Here is a 17,024-nt window from a genome sequence, read left to right as displayed (position 1 = left end):
TGGCGTCCAAAAGCCACCGCGACAAGGGCGTGACGCAGCCGTCACAGGGAAGGAAAATTCCACCCGAGGGTGGTGCGGGGCCTTTCGAAGTTACGGGGTAGGCTCGCGCCATGGAGGATCGGCGGATTGGCGCGAAGCTGGTGCCGCTGCACGAGCAGCTCTTCGGCAAGGTGCGGCTCATCCTGCTCTCGCTGCTCGGGGTCGCGGCGCTGCTCGTGCTGGCGGGCCTCTACCGCGTCACCGCAGTTCTTCCAGGCCCGTCCGGTGGCGCCCTGGGGTGAGAACGAGTTGGACCTGCTGCGCCAGATGCGCCACCCCCACGTGGTGCGCGTGCTGGGTATGGCCGGTGGCCGGACCCGGAGGAAGGCTTTCTCTACCTCGTCATGGAGTGGGTGGAGGGCCTGACGCTATGGCCTGTCGGCGTCCTCATCAGGCAGGAGCGTGAGCAGCAATTCGTCGTCGGGCCCGAGCGGACGCCAACCGGGGGGCGGTGGCGTGGCGCGGAGCGCTGCCCTGGCCCGCTCGACGCGCTTTTCATGCGTCTCTGGGGTGTAGGCAGACCACGAGCCGAGTGCCTTGGCGACCTTGAAACGGTTGGCGTCATCCATCACGGTGGGCCAGCCGTTTGGGAGAGACTCGTACAGTTCGCGTACGAACTGCCCGCGCACCAGACGTGTGACCCGATGATTCCGCTCCGCTTCAGCCACCAGCCCTTTGAACACCTGAACTCCGGCGATGTCGTCCGGACCCAACTCCTTGGCCAGTGCCACCAGTGAAGCGGTGGGGCGCGCCTCGGCGAAGGCGGTGAGCGAATCGTAACCCCGCTCGCGGACCCTCTCATACAGGCGCACAACCCAGTTGCCCTGCCAGGGATGCCCGTTGTTCATGGCCCTCTCCAGGGGACGAAATCCATCGGAATGGAGTACCGCTCCATACGCGTCGCGACGATGTTCAGGATTTCATTCCGCTTCAACATCCGCCCAGCTTCAACCTCTGTGTCGCGCAGTGTCTTCATGATCATCCGGTTCCATTCACCCGGCCATGTGCGCCCCAGCTTCCAGTCGCCACCGCCGTGAATGGCTTCGTGGTGCGCCTGCTCCATCTCGACGCAGAATTCGTCAATATCCATCTCGCCGGTGAAGCCGCGCTGCTCGAACCACTCGCGGAACTCCTTGGGCAGGACGTGGTGCCGCGGTGGCTCGTTCATGCCAGCCCCCGCTTTGTCCCTCACGTGCATGGACCGCACCTCGGGTCCCTCGCCCAGCGCCTCGCGCACGCGTTGCGGCAGCTCGCCGTGCGCCTGCGCCAGCATCACCCCGCCAGCCTGAATCCACACGGCCGCGCTGACGGCGGGCAGGGAGAGGACGCCCGCGCGCACCAGCTGGCGCATCATCTCCACCCACTCGGCGGACACCACCATCCGCGTGCCCATCATCACGCCATCGCCCCCCACCGTCAGGCCCACTCCGAGCAGGGCGGGAGCCGACCGTGCCTCGGACGCCAGCAGGGGTGCCTCCAGCAGCAGGGGGAGCGACATGAGGACATCCCTGAGCACCAGCACCTTCGCGGTGTTCTCCGCCCCCTTGCGTGCGGCCTCGACGGTCGCCGCGAGCTCGCCCGTGAGGTGGCCCACCAGCGCGGGGACGTCTTGTGCCGCGGCCTCCACCTGCCCGGGCTCCGCGGAGGAGAGCGCCGTCATGGCGGGCTGGAGCATCTCCCGCCAGCGCAACATGTCCACGAGCAGCTTCTCCACGCGGTAGAGGTGCTGGGAGAGCAGGGCATCGGCGAGCTGGAGTCCGTCGAGCCAGACGGTCAGCAGGAGCGAGCCGAGCATGGCGGCTTCCAGCCGGGGGCCGGCCAGGCGCAGCAAGGCGAGCTGCATGTCCGGGTCCTCCACCTGCGCGGCGGCGTTGGCCAGGCGGACGGCGGCGGCGAGCTGGGCCTCAATCCACCGCAGTTGCTCGGCACCATGGTCGACGAAGGAAACGAAGGCACCGTTCGCGCCGGCGATGCCTCGCCCACTGGCCTCGAGCCGGGAGAGCTCGGCGGAAATGCGGCGGGTGGAGCCCGACACGTCGAGAAGGGCATCGCGAAACGCCAGTTGTGCCGCCAGGGCGCCCCGCCGCGCGTCCCCCTCCTCGCCGCCCGGGCCCACCCTCGTCAAGGCGGGGGCGCGCGGAGACTCGACGCCGAGTCCCCGTGCTGGCGCGTCCGCGTCCGCTTCGCGCGGCGTGTCGCGCAGGTTCAGCCCCTGGCGGGGCGGTGGCGTGAGCGACACGCAGCCGGTGGACAGCAGGGCCAGGGCGAGGAGCGCGCCCGCCCACGGGGCTCGCGGCGAGCCGGCGCGTGGCCCCTGGTCTTCGCGGGAAAACACCCTCCCCAGTACCTCGGGACCACTCCACGTTCCGCGCATCGGCTCCTCCTGGCACCCCATGGGATAGGGCACAGAGGACAGGAGTCTGTGGGTCGGGTCCAACATGGGCGTGCGCGGGCGCCCACCCTGTCGGACCGTTCGACTGGACCGTCTACTGACGCGGCTCGGAAGGCGCCTGGGTAACCGGGACCTCGGCCTCGGCTCCAACCTCCTCGGCGGCGGGGGCGGGGGACGTGGCCTCCACGGACGCTTCGGCGGTCGGAGCCGGCGCGCGAGGAGTCTCAGCCGGCGCGGGAGCGGGAGCCTCAGCCGGAGCCGGCGCGAGAGCCTCAGCCGGCGCGGGAGCGGGAGCCTCAGCCGGCGCGGGAGCGGGAGCCTCAGCCGGAGCGGGAGCCTCAGCCGGCGCGGGAGGCGTCTCACCCGGGGCCGCCGGTGCATCGGCGGAGGCGGGGAGGGCTCGCTCCTCTGGCCGGTCTCCCTTGAGGAGATTGCGCACGGTGTACCCGAGCAGCATCAGGCACCCGAGCCCGAGCACGCCCCACCCGAGCATCCGGGGCACCTGGGAGGGGGCTACCTCGAAGAGCGCGTGGAGCGACTTGTGCCGGGTGCTGATGAAGCTCACATCGAGCAGGTAGGCGCCGTCGTGCTCGGGGGTGAAGGTGGCCTCCCAGTTGCGTGCGCCTCGCGCGACGGTGACGCTCTGCCCGTGGTTGGCGCCCGCCTCGCGCAGGGTGAGGATGAGCGGGCCGTTGAAGTCCTCGCCCTCGAAGCTGCCCACCTGGAGGCTTACCCGGAGCGACTGCCCCGCGCGGGGCGTGGTGGGGCGGATGCTCCCCTTGAGGCGGTCCTCGGCGTCCGACCAGGAGAGCGCCAGCCCGTCTTCATGCTGCTCCACGTCAATTTTATCGGTGGGCTCCTGGGGCAGGCCCGGAGGGTCCTGGGCCACGGCGGGGGTGGCGAGCAACAGGCTCGTCACCAGGGAGAGCCAGAGAGGGAGCGAGGAGTTTCTCGCGCGGCGTCTTTGCCTCGCCCCAGCGCGTCGCCTAGGATGCACACCTCTGACATCTTCCACTTCGCGCTTGCTCCCCCCGGCGAGCGAACCGGGATGAACCCTCAACTCTTCGGGAAATATCAGCTCCTCAAGAAGCTCGCTACCGGCGGCATGGCCGAGGTGTGGCTTGCGCGCCAGAAGGGCATCGAGGGTTTCGCCAAGAGCGTGGTGGTGAAGCGAATCCTCCCGCACCTCGCCGAGGACCGGGAGTTCGTGGACATGTTCGGCAACGAGGCGCGTATCGCGGCGCGCTTCAACCACCCGAACATCGCCCAGGTGTACGAGTTCGGCGAGGCCAACGGCACCTACTTCATCGCCATGGAGTTCATCCACGGCGAGGACCTGGGCCGGGTGATGCGCAAGGCGTACAACGCCGGCGGGTGGATCGCCCGGCCGTTGGCCATCCGCATCGTGGCCTCGGCGTGCGAGGGCCTCTACTACGCGCACGCGCGCACGGACGACAACGGCAGGCCCCTCAAGGTCGTCCACCGCGACATCTCGCCGCAGAACATCCTCATCAGCTTCGACGGCTCGGTGAAGCTGGTGGACTTCGGCATCGCCAAGGCGGCGGACCAGGCCACGGCGACAAAGTCGGGCGCCATCAAGGGCAAGTTCGCGTACATGGCCCCGGAGCAGGCCGCCGGCAAGCCGTTGGATCACCGCGCGGACATCTTCGCCATCGGACTGGTGCTCTACGAGCTGCTCACCGGCACGCGCCCCCTCAAGCGCGAGTCGGAGCTGGGCACGCTGCAGGCCGCGCTCGAGTGCAACATCCTGCCGCCCTCGCAGGTGGCGGACGTGCCGCCGGAGCTGGACTCGGTGGTGATGAAGGCGCTGGCCAAGACCGCGGATGACCGCTACCAGAACGCGCGCCAGCTGCAGCTCGCGCTGGAGGAGTTCCTCGTCGGGCAGCGGTGGGTCGCCGGCTCGGTGCAGATCTCCGAGCTGATGGAGACGCTCTTCGCGGACCGGCTGGAGGAGGAGCGCAACACCGGCAATCCGGAGCCCCGCGGCGAGGACTCGATGACGGGGACGCCGGTGCCGCCGGAGCCTCCGCCCGAGGAGCCGCTCCCGCCGCCGCGCAGCAGCTCGCGCATGGAGGCGCGCGCCGCGGAGATGAACTGGGAGGCGCCGCCGGGCGAGATGCAGGGGCAGCAGCGGCGCACCGGCACGCGCTCGGGCGTCGTCAACAAGCGCACCGAGTCCGCCACCCTTCCGCTGGGCGACGAGGACGAGGGCGAGCAGTGGGAGGCGCCCGAGTCCACGGAGGTTCCCCGCCGCCGCACCAGCAACGAGGCCCCGGCCCCGCGCCGTGGCACCCAGGTGGGCTCCACCTCCGTGGCGCGCGCGCCCAGCCGCGTGGACAACAGCCGCGGCACCGGCTCCGAGCTGCCCGCTCCCCGCCGCACGGGCGCGGACTCGGCGGCCATGCGCCGCTCGGGGACCCGGGTGGGCGAGCCCGCGGCGGACGCGGAAGCGCCGCAGCCCCGGCGCGCCTCGGTGGCGCTCAGCCCGCGGGCCCGGCCCATCGAGGACGACGAGGATCCCGAGGTCACCCGGCTGCCTCCGCCCCCGGAGCCCGCCCCGGAGCCTCCGCGCCGGCGCACGGGCATGGCCCCGTCCTCCCAGGTGCAGACGGATTCCGGCGTGCGGCGGCGCACCGCCAGCCGCACCGAGCTGCCTCCCGAGGCGGTCGCGCCCCGCCGGCGGACCTCCTTCGTGGAGGCCCCGGAGGAGCGCGAGGACGACGACGAGGCCAGCAAGCCCGGCGCCAAGGCGAAGCCCGCGCCCGCGCCAGCCCCGGTGAAGTCCCAGATGGGGACCGTCATCAAGGTGGTCGCGGCGCTGGCCGTGGTGGTGCTGGCCATCGCCTTCCGCCGCCCGCTGCTGGAGATGCTCGGCAGCTCGGCCATCGACGGCCAGGACATCTGGATCAGCCTGGAGTCCACCGAGCCGGTGCAGGTGTCCGTCAAGCACCGGCCGGAGTGCCGCTCCGTCGCGCCCATCACGTTGATGGCCAGCGAGCCCAGGCGCGCCCACAAGGACCTCGCGGGCGCGCACCTCCAGGACACGCTCATCCTGGAGAACAAGGAGCAGGGCATCCTCCGGGAGATCCCCATCCCCTTCGGCGAGCCCAACGAGCACAAGACGCTCCCGCCGCAGGAGTTCAAGATGGGCTCCTTCCGGCTCAAGCTGCTGCCCAAGACGGTGTCCAGCGTCGAAATCTACCGGGATGGGCAGAAGCTCGGCCTCTACCAGGCGGGCTTCAAGCTGGACCTCGTCGAGGGCACGCACCACCTGGAGCTGCGCGGCCCGGGCCTCAAGGAGCCGGTGCCGGTGGACGTCGAGGTGAAGGCGCGCGACATCACCGACAAGACGGTGAACCTGGCGGACTCCCTCCAGTAGGGCGCGTCAGTAGCGGGGCAGGCTCGGGTCCACCGCGCGGGAGTAGAGGTCGATGCCTCCGCGCAGGGACATGGCCTCCAGCCCCCGCGCGCGCAGGTACGCGGCCCCGTCGAGGCTGCGCACGCCGTGGTGGCAGTAGACGACGACGGGCCTGCCTCGGAAGGCCTCCAGCTCCTCGGCGCGCTCGTCCAGCTCCGGCAGGGGGATGAGCACCGAGCCGGGCAGCGCCACGTAGGCGTTCTCCTCGGGGAAGCGCACGTCGAGCAGCACGGGCCGCGACCCGGGCGGGCCGGAGAGCTGGGTGGCGAGGGTGGCGGGATCTATCTCCGGGATGGGCATGCGGGTTTCCGTTCAGGCGGGCGAGGCGCAGAAGCGCTCGTAGTCGATGAGCTCCACCTTCGCCCCGGGCGTGCACACCGGGCACTTCGGGTCCTTGCGCAGCTTGAGCTCCTGGAAGCGGGTGCCGAGCGCGTCGAAGGTGACGAGGCGCCCGACGAGGGGCTCGCCCACGCCGAGGATGAGCTTGAGGGCCTCGTTGGCCTGGAAGAGGCCGATGATGCCGGGGAGCACGCCGAGCACGCCGGCCTCGGCGCACGAGGGCGCGAGCTCGGGAGGGGGCGGGGCGGGGTAGAGGCAGCGGTAGCAGGGGCCCTGGCCGGGGACGAAGGTGGTGACCTGGCCCTCGAAGCGGAAGATGGAGCCGTGGAGGTTGGGCTTGCCGAGCATGACGCACGCGTCGTTGAGCAGGTAGCGCGTGGGGAAGTTGTCCCCGCCGTCGAGCACCAGGTCGAAGCCCTCGAGAATCCGCAGCACGTTGTGCGAGGTGAGGCGCTCGGCGAAGGGGAGCACCTTCACGTCGGGGTTGAGGGCCTCGAGGGTGGCGCGGGCGCTCTCCACCTTGGGCTGGCCGGCGCGCTCGTGGGTGTGGAGCACCTGGCGCTGGAGGTTGCTCAGCTCCACCACGTCCGCGTCGACGATGCCCAGCGTGCCCACGCCCGCGGCGGCGAGGTAGAGCGCGGCGGGCGAGCCCAGTCCGCCCGCGCCCAGCAGCAGCACCTTGGACTGGAGGAGCTTCGCCTGCCCCTCCTCGCCGACCTCGGGGAGGATGAGGTGGCGGCGGTAGCGCTCCTTCTGGGCGGGGGTGAGCACCACCGGCTTCTCCACCGGGTAGTGCGCGTCGCTCCAGCGGTTGAAGCCGCCCGCGAGCGAGGCCACGCGCGAATAGCCCATGAGCTGGAGCGTGCGGGCCGCGAGCGCCGAGCGGGTGCCACCGGCGCAGTAGAGGACGAGCTCCTCGTCGCGCGAGGCCTTGTCCTCGATGCGCAGCTCGAGGAAGCCGCGGGGGAGGTGCACCGCGCCCGGCAGGCGGCCTCCGGCGTACTCGTCGCCCTCGCGCACGTCGATGAGCTTCACGGGGGTGCGCGCGTCCAGCAGGCGCTTGACGTCCTCGACGGAGACCTCGCGGATCTCCTTCTTCGTGGCGGACAGCAGCTCGCGGAAGGTGGCGCTCATGGGGCACACGTATAACCCGTGCCCGGCGGCTTTTTCCTTCGATGAACGGGCCCGGGCGGGGACGGCTCCGCGGAGGGGAGGGCCCGGATGGCGCTCGCCGCCTCGACCGGGGGCCTGGCGCCCGAGCGGGCAGGGGCCTCGGTAGGACGGGGTTTGGTTCGCCCGAGGACACCCCCGGGCGGATGTACGGTGGAGAAGGTGCGCATCTTCCCCAGGGGCTCCACCTTGCGGTGTGCCCGCTGGCTGGGATGGCAATTCCGGCGCGCGGCGTTATAAGGCGCCTCTAAGGAGACCGACCTACATGGATACGACCACCACCCCCGTTCAGACGACCCCCGCGCCGCAGGGCACGGCGACCAGCCCGGTGAAGCTCACCGAGGCGGCCGTGGCCCAGGTGAAGAAGGTCATCCAGGACCAGGGCTTCCAGGACTACTTCTTCGCGATTCGCGTGGTGCCCGCGGGCTGCAGCGGCCTCGGCTACGACCTGAACCTGGTGCGCGAGATGAAGGCGGGCGACCTCACGTGGGAGCAGGACGGCGTGAAGATCGCGACCGACGCGCTGAGCAACAAGTACCTGGCCGGGACGGAGATCGACTTCGTGTCGAGCGTGACGGGCGCGGGCTTCAAGTTCAACAACCCGAACGCCAAGTCGTCCTGCGGCTGCGGGACCTCGTTCACGACCTGATGAGAACGTCACGGGATTCGAACCCGTGAAGCTGGACCCGGGGTGAGGGAAGCGGCTCGAACAGAGCGCCCCTCGCCCCTTTTTCATGCGCTGCCGGACGGAGCCCCTCGTTCAGGAGGCCCCTCCTGCTTCCGCGGCTGATAGGGCAGCTCCACGGTGAAGGTGGCGCCCTGCTCCGGGAGGCTCTCGGCCGTCACCGTGCCGTCCATGGCGACGATGATCTGCCGCGTTACGTACAGCCCCAGGCCGAGCCCCCCGTAGTGCCGCTCCGACACGGCGCGCTCGAAGCGGTTGAAGATGCGCCCCAGCGCCTCGGGAGTGATGCCGATGCCCGCGTCCCGGACGAGGAGCCGCGCCCGCTCCGGTCCTCGCTCGACGCGCAGGAGGATGGGCTTGCCGGCCCCGTACTTGATGGCGTTGGACAGCAGGTTCGTGAGGACCTGCTCCAGCCGGAGCCGATCCCACTGGCCGACGACGGGCCCCGCCACGTCGAGCACGAGCGCGCACCCGAAGCGCTGCGCCTCGGGGACGAAGCGGGCGGAGACTTCGCGGGTCACCTCCGAGAGGTCCACCTCCTCGAGCAGCAGCTTCAGGCGTCCGGAGCTGATCCGCGACACGTCCAGCAGCTCGCTCACCAGGTCCGACAGGCGCTTCACCTGCCGGCGCATCACCTCCACCTCCTTGCCGAGGCGCCGGGCCAGGGGGGACTCCGGCTCGGCCGCGAGGGTGCGCTCGAGTCCCTGGAGCCGGAGACTCAGCGGGGTGAGGGGCGTCTTCAGCTCGTGGCTGGCGACGGAGAGGAACTCGTCGCGCAGGCGCACCGCTTCCTGGAGCTCGGCGAGGAGCCGCTCGCGCTCGGCCTGGATGCGCTTGTCCTCCGTGGTGTCGCGCAGCTCGATGACGGTGCCCTCCGGCTTGCCCTCCTCGAGCAGGGGGCTCGCGGTGAAGGCGACGGGGTAGAAGCTGCCGTCCTTGCGGACGAACATCTCTTCTCCCTGTTCCTGGGCGCGGGTGGGCAGCGCCCGAGCGATGGGGCACTCGGTCATGGGGTAGGGCGTCCCATCGGGCCGCGTGTGGTGGGTGAACTCGTGGAAGGGCTTGCCGCGCAGCTCGTTCAGGGTGAAGCCGGTGATCTTCTCGGCCGCGGGGTTCATGAAGACGCAGTGCTGACGGGCGTCCATCAGGAAGAGCCCCAGCGTGGCATTCTGGGTGATGGCGGCGAGCCGGCGCTCGGTCTGCTCGAGGCCGCGCCGGGCCAGCACCTGCTCGGTGACCTCGAAGCCGAAGACGAGCACCCCCTCGGGCCGGCCGTCGGGCCCGGGCAGGGGCTGGTAGACGAAGTTGAAGTAGCCCGTGCGGGGAGTCGTGGGGCCGCCCACGTTGGCGGGGGCTTCCTTGCCGAAGTAGGGCTCCCCCGTGCGGTACACCCCGTCCAGCAGCTCGTAGAAGCCCAGGCCCTCCAGCTCGGGCTGCGCCTGCCGCACGGGTCTGCCCAGCAACTCCCGGTTCCCGAGCAGCTGCGCATGGATGGCGTTGCTGAACTCGAAGACGTGCTCGGGCCCCCGGTGGATGGCGATGATGGCCGGGGCCTTCATGAAGAGGGTGTGGAGCCGCTCCCGCTGCCTCTGGGCCTCGAGCCGCGCGGAGCGCTCGCGCACGTTGAGCCAGGTGATGAGGGTGGCGATGATGATGAAGAGGGTGATGGCCGCGAGGTCCGGGGCACTCAGGGACAGGGCGCCGTTGGGAGCCAGGAAGAAGTAGTCGGCCAGCACGGCGGAGAGGCCGGTACACAAGAGGCCGGGACCCCATCCGCCCTTCCATCCCGAGAGCATCACCGCGCCGAAGAAGAGGATGAACGGCGTGGCCCTCACGTAGGGATAGACGGCGCGCTGGAGCAGCAGGGCCGCGGAGGTGACGAGGAGGGCGAAGCCATGGTCCCACAGGGAGGACCTGCTCCACCTGCTGCTGCCTCGGGCTTCCAGTGACGACCTCCCTCGGGTGACGTCACGCTGCGTAGCAGACCCGTCCGGCAATCGCCCCCGGGTCTTGGGTGCGCGGCCGGTTCTGAACACAGGCGCGCCCGGAGGAGCTCACTCCCCCGAGGGCAGGCGCACGTCGAAGCCGAGGCCGGCCTGGGCCGTCACGGCGTAGTTCCGGTAGCTGTCGTCGTCGGGGGTGAGGAAGAAGTAGTCGGCGCCCACGTCCAGCAGCGCCACGAGGCCGTTGGCCAGCTTGTAGCGCACGCCCGTCACCACCCCCCCGCCATAGCTCCGCGCGCCGGGCACGAGGATGGCCCGCAGGCCCACGTGGGGCTGCAAGGCCCCGCTGCCCAGCGCGAGCCCCTTGCCCGGCAGCAGCCCGCCTTGGAGTTGGAAGGTCGGGAAGAGCCTCGGCGGGGTGGACGCCGGATCCCTGTTGAGCATCACCCGTGCGCCGCCTTCCAGCAGGCCCCGGTGATAGGCGAGGCCGGCGCCCACGGTCCATTGAGGGCCCGCGGCATCGACGAGGCCGAACGCCTCGGGCCGCAGCCAGGCGGGAGGCGGGGCACGCCGCAGGGCTTCTTCCCGGGCCTGCTGCTCGCGCTCCGCGTCCCTTCGCGCGAACTCCCGCTCGGCGTCCACCCGCTGGCGGATCTCCCGGGCGAGCGCCACCAGCTCGGGCAGGAAGCGCACCGCATCCACCTGCTGCTCGGGACTCTCCCGCGCCAGCGTCTCGAGCTGTTGCCGGGCCTCGTCCACGCGCCCCTGCGCATGCAGCGAGGCGGCGAGGTACACGCGCGCCTCTCCCCGCTCCTGGGGCGAGCGCCGCGGATCGTCCAGCACCTGCTGGAAGAACTGGGTCGCCACCTCGTACTCCCCGTTCTCGTAGAGCTGGATGCCCGGTTGGATGAAGGGAGGGGCCGCCCGCGCGAGCCCGGGAGCGAGCAGCAGGAGCAACAGCGGCAACAGGAGTCGAGGATTCATGGAGACGGAGAGGCGGAGACCGGGGCCGTGGCGGCGAAGTCCACGGTGTGCGGCAGGGTACCGTTGGCGGGAACGACGACCGTCTGCCGGTAGGCGGGGAAGTTGGGGTTGCGCAGCTCGAGCGCGTGCTCACCCGCGGCCAGGGGGTAGCGGTTCTGCGGAGGAATGCGCCCGAGCTTCTGCCCGTCGATCCACACCTCGGCCCAGGCGCCCTTCACCATGAGGTGGAGGGTTCCGGTCGCGGCGCGCTCGGGAGCGGAGGGCGCGGGCGTGGGCTCCGGCGTTGTGGGTGGGGGCTCTCGCGCGGCGGTGGTGACGGGCTGCACGGGCTGCTGCACCGGCTTGGGGGTCTTCTTCTTCGCCGGGGGGAGGGCGGTGGCCGCTGGCTTCTGGGACTCCACGGGCGCCGGGGCCGGCGTGGGCCGGGGCATGGGCGCGGAGGCCGGCATGCTGTCCGTGGACGGGGCCGGGGTGGGCGCGGCCGTGACTGGAGGGGGCGGAGCATCCTTCGTTGGGAGGGGCTCCGTGGACCCGCGCATGACCACGCCCACTCCGAGCGCGAGCACCAGCGTGCCTCCCGCCACGGCACCCCACTTCCAACGCGAGCCGCGCGCCGGGGGAGGCGCCGATAGGGACGCCGGGGCCGGCGCGGGCGAGGACGGCGTGGGCGAGGAGGGAGCGGGCGAGAGCGTCGCCGTGGGGGCGTTGAGGGGCGCGGCCTCGGCGGGCTTCACCGCGGGGAGGGGGCGGGAGAGCGTCCGGGGCGTCCTCGGCCCGGAGCTTTCCGGGGACTGGAGCAGCGCCCTCAGCTCTCGCGCCACCTCGCTGGCCGAGGCCGGGCGTTGCTGGGGCTCCTTGGCGAGCAGCCGGAGCACGAGGTCATCGAGCTCGGGGGACTGCGGCACGAGCGAGGAGGGCGCGGGAGCGGGCGTCCTCAGGTGGTGGGCCACCACCTCCATGTGCGAGCGGCCCGGGAAGGGGCGCTGCCCGGTGAGCAGCTCGAAGGCGATGACGCCCACCGCGTACAGGTCCGTCTGGGGCCCCACCGCCTCGCACAGGGCCTGCTCCGGGGACATGTACTGCGGGGTGCCGACGATGAGGTTCGAGTGCGTCTGGGGCGTGGTGCCGTCGGGCGCGGTGGCGCGCTTGGCGAGCCCGAAGTCGAGCACCTTGATGTAGTCGGAGCCGTTGGACTGCCGGACGACGAAGATGTTGCTCGGCTTGAGGTCGCGGTGGATGACGCCCATGGCGTGCGCGGCCGAGAGCGCGTCGAGCACCTCGCACAGGATGGGCAGGGCCTCGGAGGGCGGCAGCGGAGCGCGCTCGCGGACGAGCTCGTTGAGGGGCCGGCCCTCGAGGTACTCCATGACGAGGTACTGGCCGACGCCCGGCTGGTGGCCGAAGCCGTGGATGTCGATGACGCCGTGGTGGCGGATGGCGCCGGCGGCGCGCGCCTCGGTCAGCAGGTCGCGCGCGTTGGGATCCCTCGCGTGGTCCTCGCGGATGAACTTGATGGCCACCTTGCGGCCGATGGCGGTGTGCTCGCCCGCGTAGACGACGCCCATGCCCCCGCTGCCGATGCGCTCGCGCACCACGTACTCGCCGAGCCGTTGGCCCATCAGCTCGTCCCGCTCCGCCGCGGGCCCGGGAGTCTGGGGGGAGGGCAGTGGGGACGTGGCCGTGGGCGGAGCGAAGTCAGGCGAGGGCGCGGGGTTCGCGAGCGGCAGGACGGTCTGGGTGTCCTGCACGGGCTCGGTGCCGGGCGCGGGGGTTCCGTCGTGGGGGCACACCCTCACTCCCTGCGGCAGGGGTTTGCCGCAGGTCTGACAGGAACGGAGGGCGTGGAGACTCATTCGGGGGGGAACGCTCGCGCCCTCCTGTCCTACCATACCCCTCGGCTCCGGAGCCTCACCCCCCTCGGGCCTGTTTCCTCGCATGCTTCCGGCAGTAGGCGTCAGGGCGAGCGCCTGCGCCGCAACAGCCCCAGGGCGAGCAGGGCATAGGGCCAGGAGGACGCGAGCGAGGGAGCCGCCGCGCAGCTCATGCCGTAGTAGCCGCGCTGGACGGTGGCGAAGGACACCTCCAGGGACACGTCGCTGGTGTTGCCCGCGAGGTCGGTGGCGGTGGCCGTGGCCTGGTGGGAGCCCCAATCGAGTTGAGGGGAAGCGAGCTCCCAGTAACCGCCCGCGTTCGCCGTGGCCTCCGCGTCGAGCGGGACGCCATCGATGGAGACCCGCACGGTGCTGCCGGGCTCGGCCTTGCCGGAGAGGATGGGCTGCGACGTGAAGAACTGCTGGTGGGGCGTGGGCACCAGGATTTCAGGCCGGCGGGGAGCCACGGTGTCCACCGTCCAGCGGTACTCGTCGGCGGTGGTGTCCACGTTGCCGGCCCTGTCGGTGGCCTTCACCTGCAACGTGTGCTCGCCCTCGGCCAGGGAGGCGTAGTCCATGGGGTTGGGGCAGGCGCTAAAGGCGGCTCCGTCCAGGCTGCACTCGAACGAGGCCCCCTCCTCCGAGGAGAACGCGAAGCGGGCGGACGTGAGGCGGGTGAAGGCTGGAGGCTTCGAAGCGGCATCAATCCCGGTGTCCGGTTCCTTCGTGTCCACTTCCCATTGGAGCCCGGCGGGAGTGGAGTCCACGTTGTCAGCGGTATCGCGAGCGCGCACCTGGAAGACGTGGGCTCCATCACTCAAGGGGGGGGATTCATACTGGCTGGTGCAGGGGGCGAATCCGCCTCCATCCAGACTGCACTCGAAGGAAACACCGGGCTTCTCCGACGAGAACTGGAACCGGGCCTTGATGATGTGGGTGCGCCCTTGAATCTCCGAGGTGAGGGCGGTGTCGGGAATGACCGTGTCCACCGTCCAGCGGAACTCGACGGGAGTGCTTTCCACGTTGCCTGCCCTGTCGGTGGCCATCACCTGGAAGGTGTGGAGGCCATCCTCCAGGCCGGCGTGGTCCTGGGGGCTGGTGCACGAGGCGAAGGCCTGCCCATCCAGGCTGCATGCGAAGGAGACGCCCGGCTCCGAGGCGGAGAATGCGAGGCGGGCGGATGTGTCATGGGTCTGGGCCCGGGGCGCCGAAGCCGTGTTCACCATGGACGTGGGCGGCGTCGTGTCCACCGTCCACTGGTACTCGGCGGGCGTGGGGTCCTCGCTGCCCGCGGGGTCGCGAGCGCGCACCAGGAAGCGGTGCTCGCCATCTCGCAGGGTGGAGTAGCGCAGGGGGCTGGCGCAGACGCTGTAGCCGGTTCCATCCAGGTTGCACTCGAAGGAGACGCTCGACGCCGAGGAGAACGAGAAGAGGGCGGTCGTGCTCTGGGTCACCGGAGCGGGCGTGGCGGAGTGCAGCGTGGTGTCCGGAGCGGTGCGGTTGATGATGGAGACGATCCGGCTGGAGGTCAGTCCCCGGGTGGTGACGTTCAGCAGGTAATAGCCGTTGGGGACGTACGGCAGGGTCGCCGAGACGGTGGTGTCCGAGAAGCCGCGCCCGAGCAAGGGCACCCACCTGCCGGTTTCGACGGAGCTCAAGGACAGCAGGGGATGGTTGGTGGAAGAAGACCGGGTGTTGCCACCGCTGGCTTCGGAGCCGCCGCGGAAGTGCTCGCCCGTCGCGGTGAGGGAGGTGCCGTGCTCCAACAGGGAGGGACTCACGCCGCTGAGGAGGGGGCGCCACGTCTCGTCCCCTGTGGAGTCCTGGTACAGCTCGGCGGAGGAGCGCTCGGTGCCGTCGGAGATTCCAATCCCGCCCACCACGAGGACCTTGCCGCCCGGCAGCAGGGTGGCGGTGTGTGATTTGCGCGCCTGGGCCAGCGAGCCCGCGGAGGACCACAGCCCAGTGGCCGGGTCATACACTTCGGGGGCAGGCGAAGAGAAGAAATCGCCCGACCCGCCCACCACGAGGACCTTGCCGCCGGGCAGCAGGGTGGCCGTGTGGTTCTCGCGGCCTTGGGCCAGCGAGCCCGTGGAAGACCAGGCTCCGGCGTCCGGGTCGTACACCTCGGTGAAGCTCAGCGGTGTGCGGCTTCCATCCTCTCCACCCACCACGAGGAGCCTGCCATCCGCCAGCAGGGTGGCGGTGTGGCGGACGTGGGCACGCGGCATCGAACGCGCGGAGGACCAGGTTCCGGTGACCGGGTCGTACACCTCGGCGGAGTTGAGCGGGGTGATGAAGTCGTATTGACCGCCCACCACGAGGACCTTGCCGTTGGGCAGCAGGGTGGCGGTGTGGCTACTGCGGGCCTGCTGGAGCGAACCTGCGGAGGACCAGGTGTCCGTGGCCGGGTCATACACCTCGGCGGAGGCGAGCGAGCCGTCCGCGCCGTATCCGCCCACCACGAGCACCTTGCCGTCGGGCAGCAGGGTGGCGGTGTGGTCATGGCGGGCCTGCTTGAGAGACTCCGTGGTGGACCAGGACCCGGTAGCCGGGTTGTACACGTCGGCGGAGTTGTGGATCGCGTCGTTCGCGTATCCATCGTATCCGCCCACCACGAGCACCTTGCCGCTCGTCAGCAGGGTGGCGGTGTGGTCACGGCGGGCCTGCTTGAGAGACTCCGTGGTGGACCAGGACCCGGTAGCCGGGTTGTACACGTCAACGGTGGCGAACGCGTTGGAGGACCTGTCTCCGCCACCCACCACGAGGAGCTTGCCGTCAGGTAGCAGGGTCGCGGTGTGGTCTCTGCGGCCCTGGGACAGGGAGCCCGCGGGAGAGAATGTCCCGGGAGCCGGGGTGTACACCTCGGTCATGACCTCGGGCATGAGCCCCTCCTCCTCGTCCCAGAGCTTCCCGCCCGCCACGAGCACCTGGCCGCCAGGCAGCAGGGTGGCGGTGACGTCGAGGCGGGACCACTTCAGCGAACCCGCGGAGGACCAGGTCCTCGCGCGCGGGTCATAGAGCTCGGTGGCGCCGACAGGCCCGGAAGACCCAGAGGTTTTCCTGAAGCCACCCACCACGAGGAGCTTGCCGTCCGGCAACAAGACGGCGCTGTGGTGATCGCGGGACTGCGCCAGCGAACCGGCGGTGGTCCAGGTGCCGGTGGCGACGTCGTACTCCTCGGTGGAGGCGAGATAACTGTCGGCGTTGACGCGTCCGCCCACCACGAGGAGCTTGCTGCCGGACAGAAGGGTGGCCGTGTGATGTTCGCGCGCCTGCGTCAGCGGGCTCGTGGAGGACCAGGTATTGGTGCTCGGGTTGTACACCTCGGCGGAGGCGAGCACGGCGCCGGCGCTGTATCCGCCCACCACGAGGACCTTGCCCCCGGGCAGCAGGGTGGCCGTGTGGTGTTCACGGGCCTGCTTCAGCGAAGCGGCGGGGGTCCAGATCCCCGTGGCCGGGTCGTACACCTCGGAGGAGGCGAGCACGGAGAGCCCGTCGTTTCCGGCCACCACGAGGACCCTGCCATCCGCGAGCGGGGTGGCGGTGTGGCCGAAGCGGGCGTGCTCCAGTGCAGGGGCGGGGGACCAGGCTCCCGTGGCCGGGTCGTACACTTCGGCGGAAGCGAGCGGAACGCTTCCTTGTTTGCCGCCCACCACGAGAACCTTGCCCCCGGGCAGCAGGGTGGCGGTGTGCTCCTGGCGGGCCTGGGTCAGCGAGCCCGTGAATGACCAGGTGCCCGTGGTCGGGTCATACACCTCGGCGGAGGCGAGCGGAGCGATTCCGCCGTATCCGCCCACCACGAGGACCTTGCCATTGGGCAGCAGGGTGGCGGTGTGCCCGGAGCGGGGAGTCGCCAGGTTCCCCGTCAGATTCCAATTCGAGGAGGCGAGGGCCGCCGTCATCGAGGCGGTGGAGCCGCGCGGCTCGCGCTGGCCGTTCACCTGCCCATCGTCGTTACTCGAGGAGTCGGGGGTCGGGCCACAGGCCAGTAGCAGACACAGGAATAAAGAGAGGCGTCGTGATTCAAAGAGCAGCATGGCGGCGGGGATTCACCTGGCGGGAGTGAGCGCAGTATGTCCGAACACAGATGTCATCCTGTTCGGCTGCCAGGACCCCGGGCATCCGGAGCCCTGACACATCCCAGCCTGCCGCCTGCCCC

12 protein-coding genes are annotated in these 17,024 nt (G+C 70.8%); 3 read left to right on the top strand and 9 right to left on the bottom strand.

What is annotated here, in order from left to right; all coding sequences use genetic code 11:
* Nucleotides 1-110: 110 nt before the first annotated feature.
* Nucleotides 111-281 (top strand): hypothetical protein, encoded by a 171-nt coding sequence (locus ACJ8AN_RS21395; protein WP_407757266.1) that lies wholly within the window; start codon nucleotides 111-113, stop codon nucleotides 279-281.
* 126 nt (nucleotides 282-407) lie between these two features.
* Here ACJ8AN_RS21395 and ACJ8AN_RS21390 read toward each other — a convergent pair whose 3' ends face one another.
* The 3 genes from ACJ8AN_RS21390 to ACJ8AN_RS21380 form a co-directional block, all read right to left on the bottom strand.
* Nucleotides 408-887, bottom strand: a complete 480-nt coding sequence (locus ACJ8AN_RS21390; RefSeq protein WP_407757265.1) for an NUDIX hydrolase — start codon at nucleotides 885-887, stop codon at nucleotides 408-410.
* Nucleotides 884-2,374 (bottom strand): DUF2380 domain-containing protein, encoded by a 1,491-nt coding sequence (locus ACJ8AN_RS21385; RefSeq protein WP_407757264.1) that lies wholly within the window; start codon nucleotides 2,372-2,374, stop codon nucleotides 884-886. Before ACJ8AN_RS21385 ends, ACJ8AN_RS21390 begins: the two co-directional genes overlap by 4 nt.
* A 151-nt stretch (nucleotides 2,375-2,525) precedes the next feature.
* Nucleotides 2,526-3,350: a hypothetical protein gene (locus ACJ8AN_RS21380; RefSeq protein WP_407757263.1), complete on the bottom strand. Its 825-nt coding sequence runs from the start codon at nucleotides 3,348-3,350 to the stop codon at nucleotides 2,526-2,528.
* Between the two features lie 129 nt (nucleotides 3,351-3,479).
* Here ACJ8AN_RS21380 and ACJ8AN_RS21375 point away from each other — a divergent pair, with 129 nt between their 5' ends.
* Nucleotides 3,480-5,831 (top strand): serine/threonine protein kinase, encoded by a 2,352-nt coding sequence (locus ACJ8AN_RS21375; protein ID WP_407757262.1) that lies wholly within the window; start codon nucleotides 3,480-3,482, stop codon nucleotides 5,829-5,831.
* A gap of 6 nt (nucleotides 5,832-5,837) precedes the next feature.
* Here ACJ8AN_RS21375 and ACJ8AN_RS21370 read toward each other — a convergent pair whose 3' ends face one another.
* Both ACJ8AN_RS21370 and moeB read right to left on the bottom strand, forming a co-directional pair.
* The gene (locus ACJ8AN_RS21370) at nucleotides 5,838-6,170 is read right to left on the bottom strand and encodes a rhodanese-like domain-containing protein (RefSeq protein ID WP_407757261.1); all 333 of its coding nucleotides are present in this window, start codon (nucleotides 6,168-6,170) and stop codon (nucleotides 5,838-5,840) included.
* A gap of 12 nt (nucleotides 6,171-6,182) precedes the next feature.
* A complete protein-coding gene (gene moeB, locus ACJ8AN_RS21365) occupies nucleotides 6,183-7,343 on the bottom strand; it encodes a molybdopterin-synthase adenylyltransferase MoeB (protein ID WP_407757260.1) in 1,161 nt (386 codons plus the stop codon).
* Nucleotides 7,344-7,644: 301 nt separating this feature from the next.
* Between moeB and ACJ8AN_RS21360 the strand changes: the two genes are divergently transcribed.
* Nucleotides 7,645-8,028, top strand: a complete 384-nt coding sequence (locus ACJ8AN_RS21360) for a HesB/IscA family protein (protein ID WP_407757259.1) — start codon at nucleotides 7,645-7,647, stop codon at nucleotides 8,026-8,028.
* A gap of 83 nt (nucleotides 8,029-8,111) precedes the next feature.
* On the opposite strand, the gene ACJ8AN_RS21355 is transcribed toward ACJ8AN_RS21360, so the two are convergent.
* The 4 genes from ACJ8AN_RS21355 to ACJ8AN_RS21340 all read right to left on the bottom strand — a co-directional run bounded on the left by ACJ8AN_RS21355 (nucleotide 8,112) and on the right by ACJ8AN_RS21340 (nucleotide 16,806).
* Complete coding sequence (locus ACJ8AN_RS21355; RefSeq protein ID WP_407757258.1) at nucleotides 8,112-10,061, bottom strand: ATP-binding protein; 1,950 nt, start codon at nucleotides 10,059-10,061, stop codon at nucleotides 8,112-8,114.
* Nucleotides 10,062-10,118: 57 nt separating this feature from the next.
* Complete coding sequence (locus ACJ8AN_RS21350) at nucleotides 10,119-10,991, bottom strand: tetratricopeptide repeat protein (RefSeq protein WP_407757257.1); 873 nt, start codon at nucleotides 10,989-10,991, stop codon at nucleotides 10,119-10,121.
* Entirely contained in the window at nucleotides 10,988-12,781 is a 1,794-nt protein-coding gene (locus tag ACJ8AN_RS21345) for a serine/threonine-protein kinase (protein WP_407757256.1), read from the bottom strand. Before ACJ8AN_RS21345 ends, ACJ8AN_RS21350 begins: the two co-directional genes overlap by 4 nt.
* A 164-nt stretch (nucleotides 12,782-12,945) precedes the next feature.
* Complete coding sequence (locus ACJ8AN_RS21340; RefSeq protein WP_407757255.1) at nucleotides 12,946-16,806, bottom strand: kelch repeat-containing protein; 3,861 nt, start codon at nucleotides 16,804-16,806, stop codon at nucleotides 12,946-12,948.
* Nucleotides 16,807-17,024: the final 218 nt, after the last annotated feature.

This window comes from Archangium sp. (genome assembly GCF_045802675.1).
Classification (GTDB): Bacteria; Myxococcota; Myxococcia; order Myxococcales; family Myxococcaceae; genus Archangium.
Note: the sequence above shows the minus strand (reverse complement) of the source record. Positions and strands in the feature narration are given on the sequence as shown.

Bases quoted from the DNA above. Each gene is read 5' to 3' on its own strand.
- ACJ8AN_RS21395 (WP_407757266.1), top strand. From the start codon at position 111: ATGGAGGATCGGCGGATTGGCGCGAAGCTGGTGCCGCTGCACGAGCAG.
- ACJ8AN_RS21390 (WP_407757265.1), bottom strand. From the start codon at position 887: ATGAACAACGGGCATCCCTGGCAGGGCAACTGGGTTGTGCGCCTGTAT.
- ACJ8AN_RS21375 (WP_407757262.1), top strand. From the start codon at position 3,480: ATGAACCCTCAACTCTTCGGGAAATATCAGCTCCTCAAGAAGCTCGCT.
- ACJ8AN_RS21370 (WP_407757261.1), bottom strand. From the start codon at position 6,170: ATGCCCATCCCGGAGATAGATCCCGCCACCCTCGCCACCCAGCTCTCC.
- moeB (WP_407757260.1), bottom strand. From the start codon at position 7,343: ATGAGCGCCACCTTCCGCGAGCTGCTGTCCGCCACGAAGAAGGAGATC.
- ACJ8AN_RS21360 (WP_407757259.1), top strand. From the start codon at position 7,645: ATGGATACGACCACCACCCCCGTTCAGACGACCCCCGCGCCGCAGGGC.
- ACJ8AN_RS21350 (WP_407757257.1), bottom strand. From the start codon at position 10,991: ATGAATCCTCGACTCCTGTTGCCGCTGTTGCTCCTGCTGCTCGCTCCC.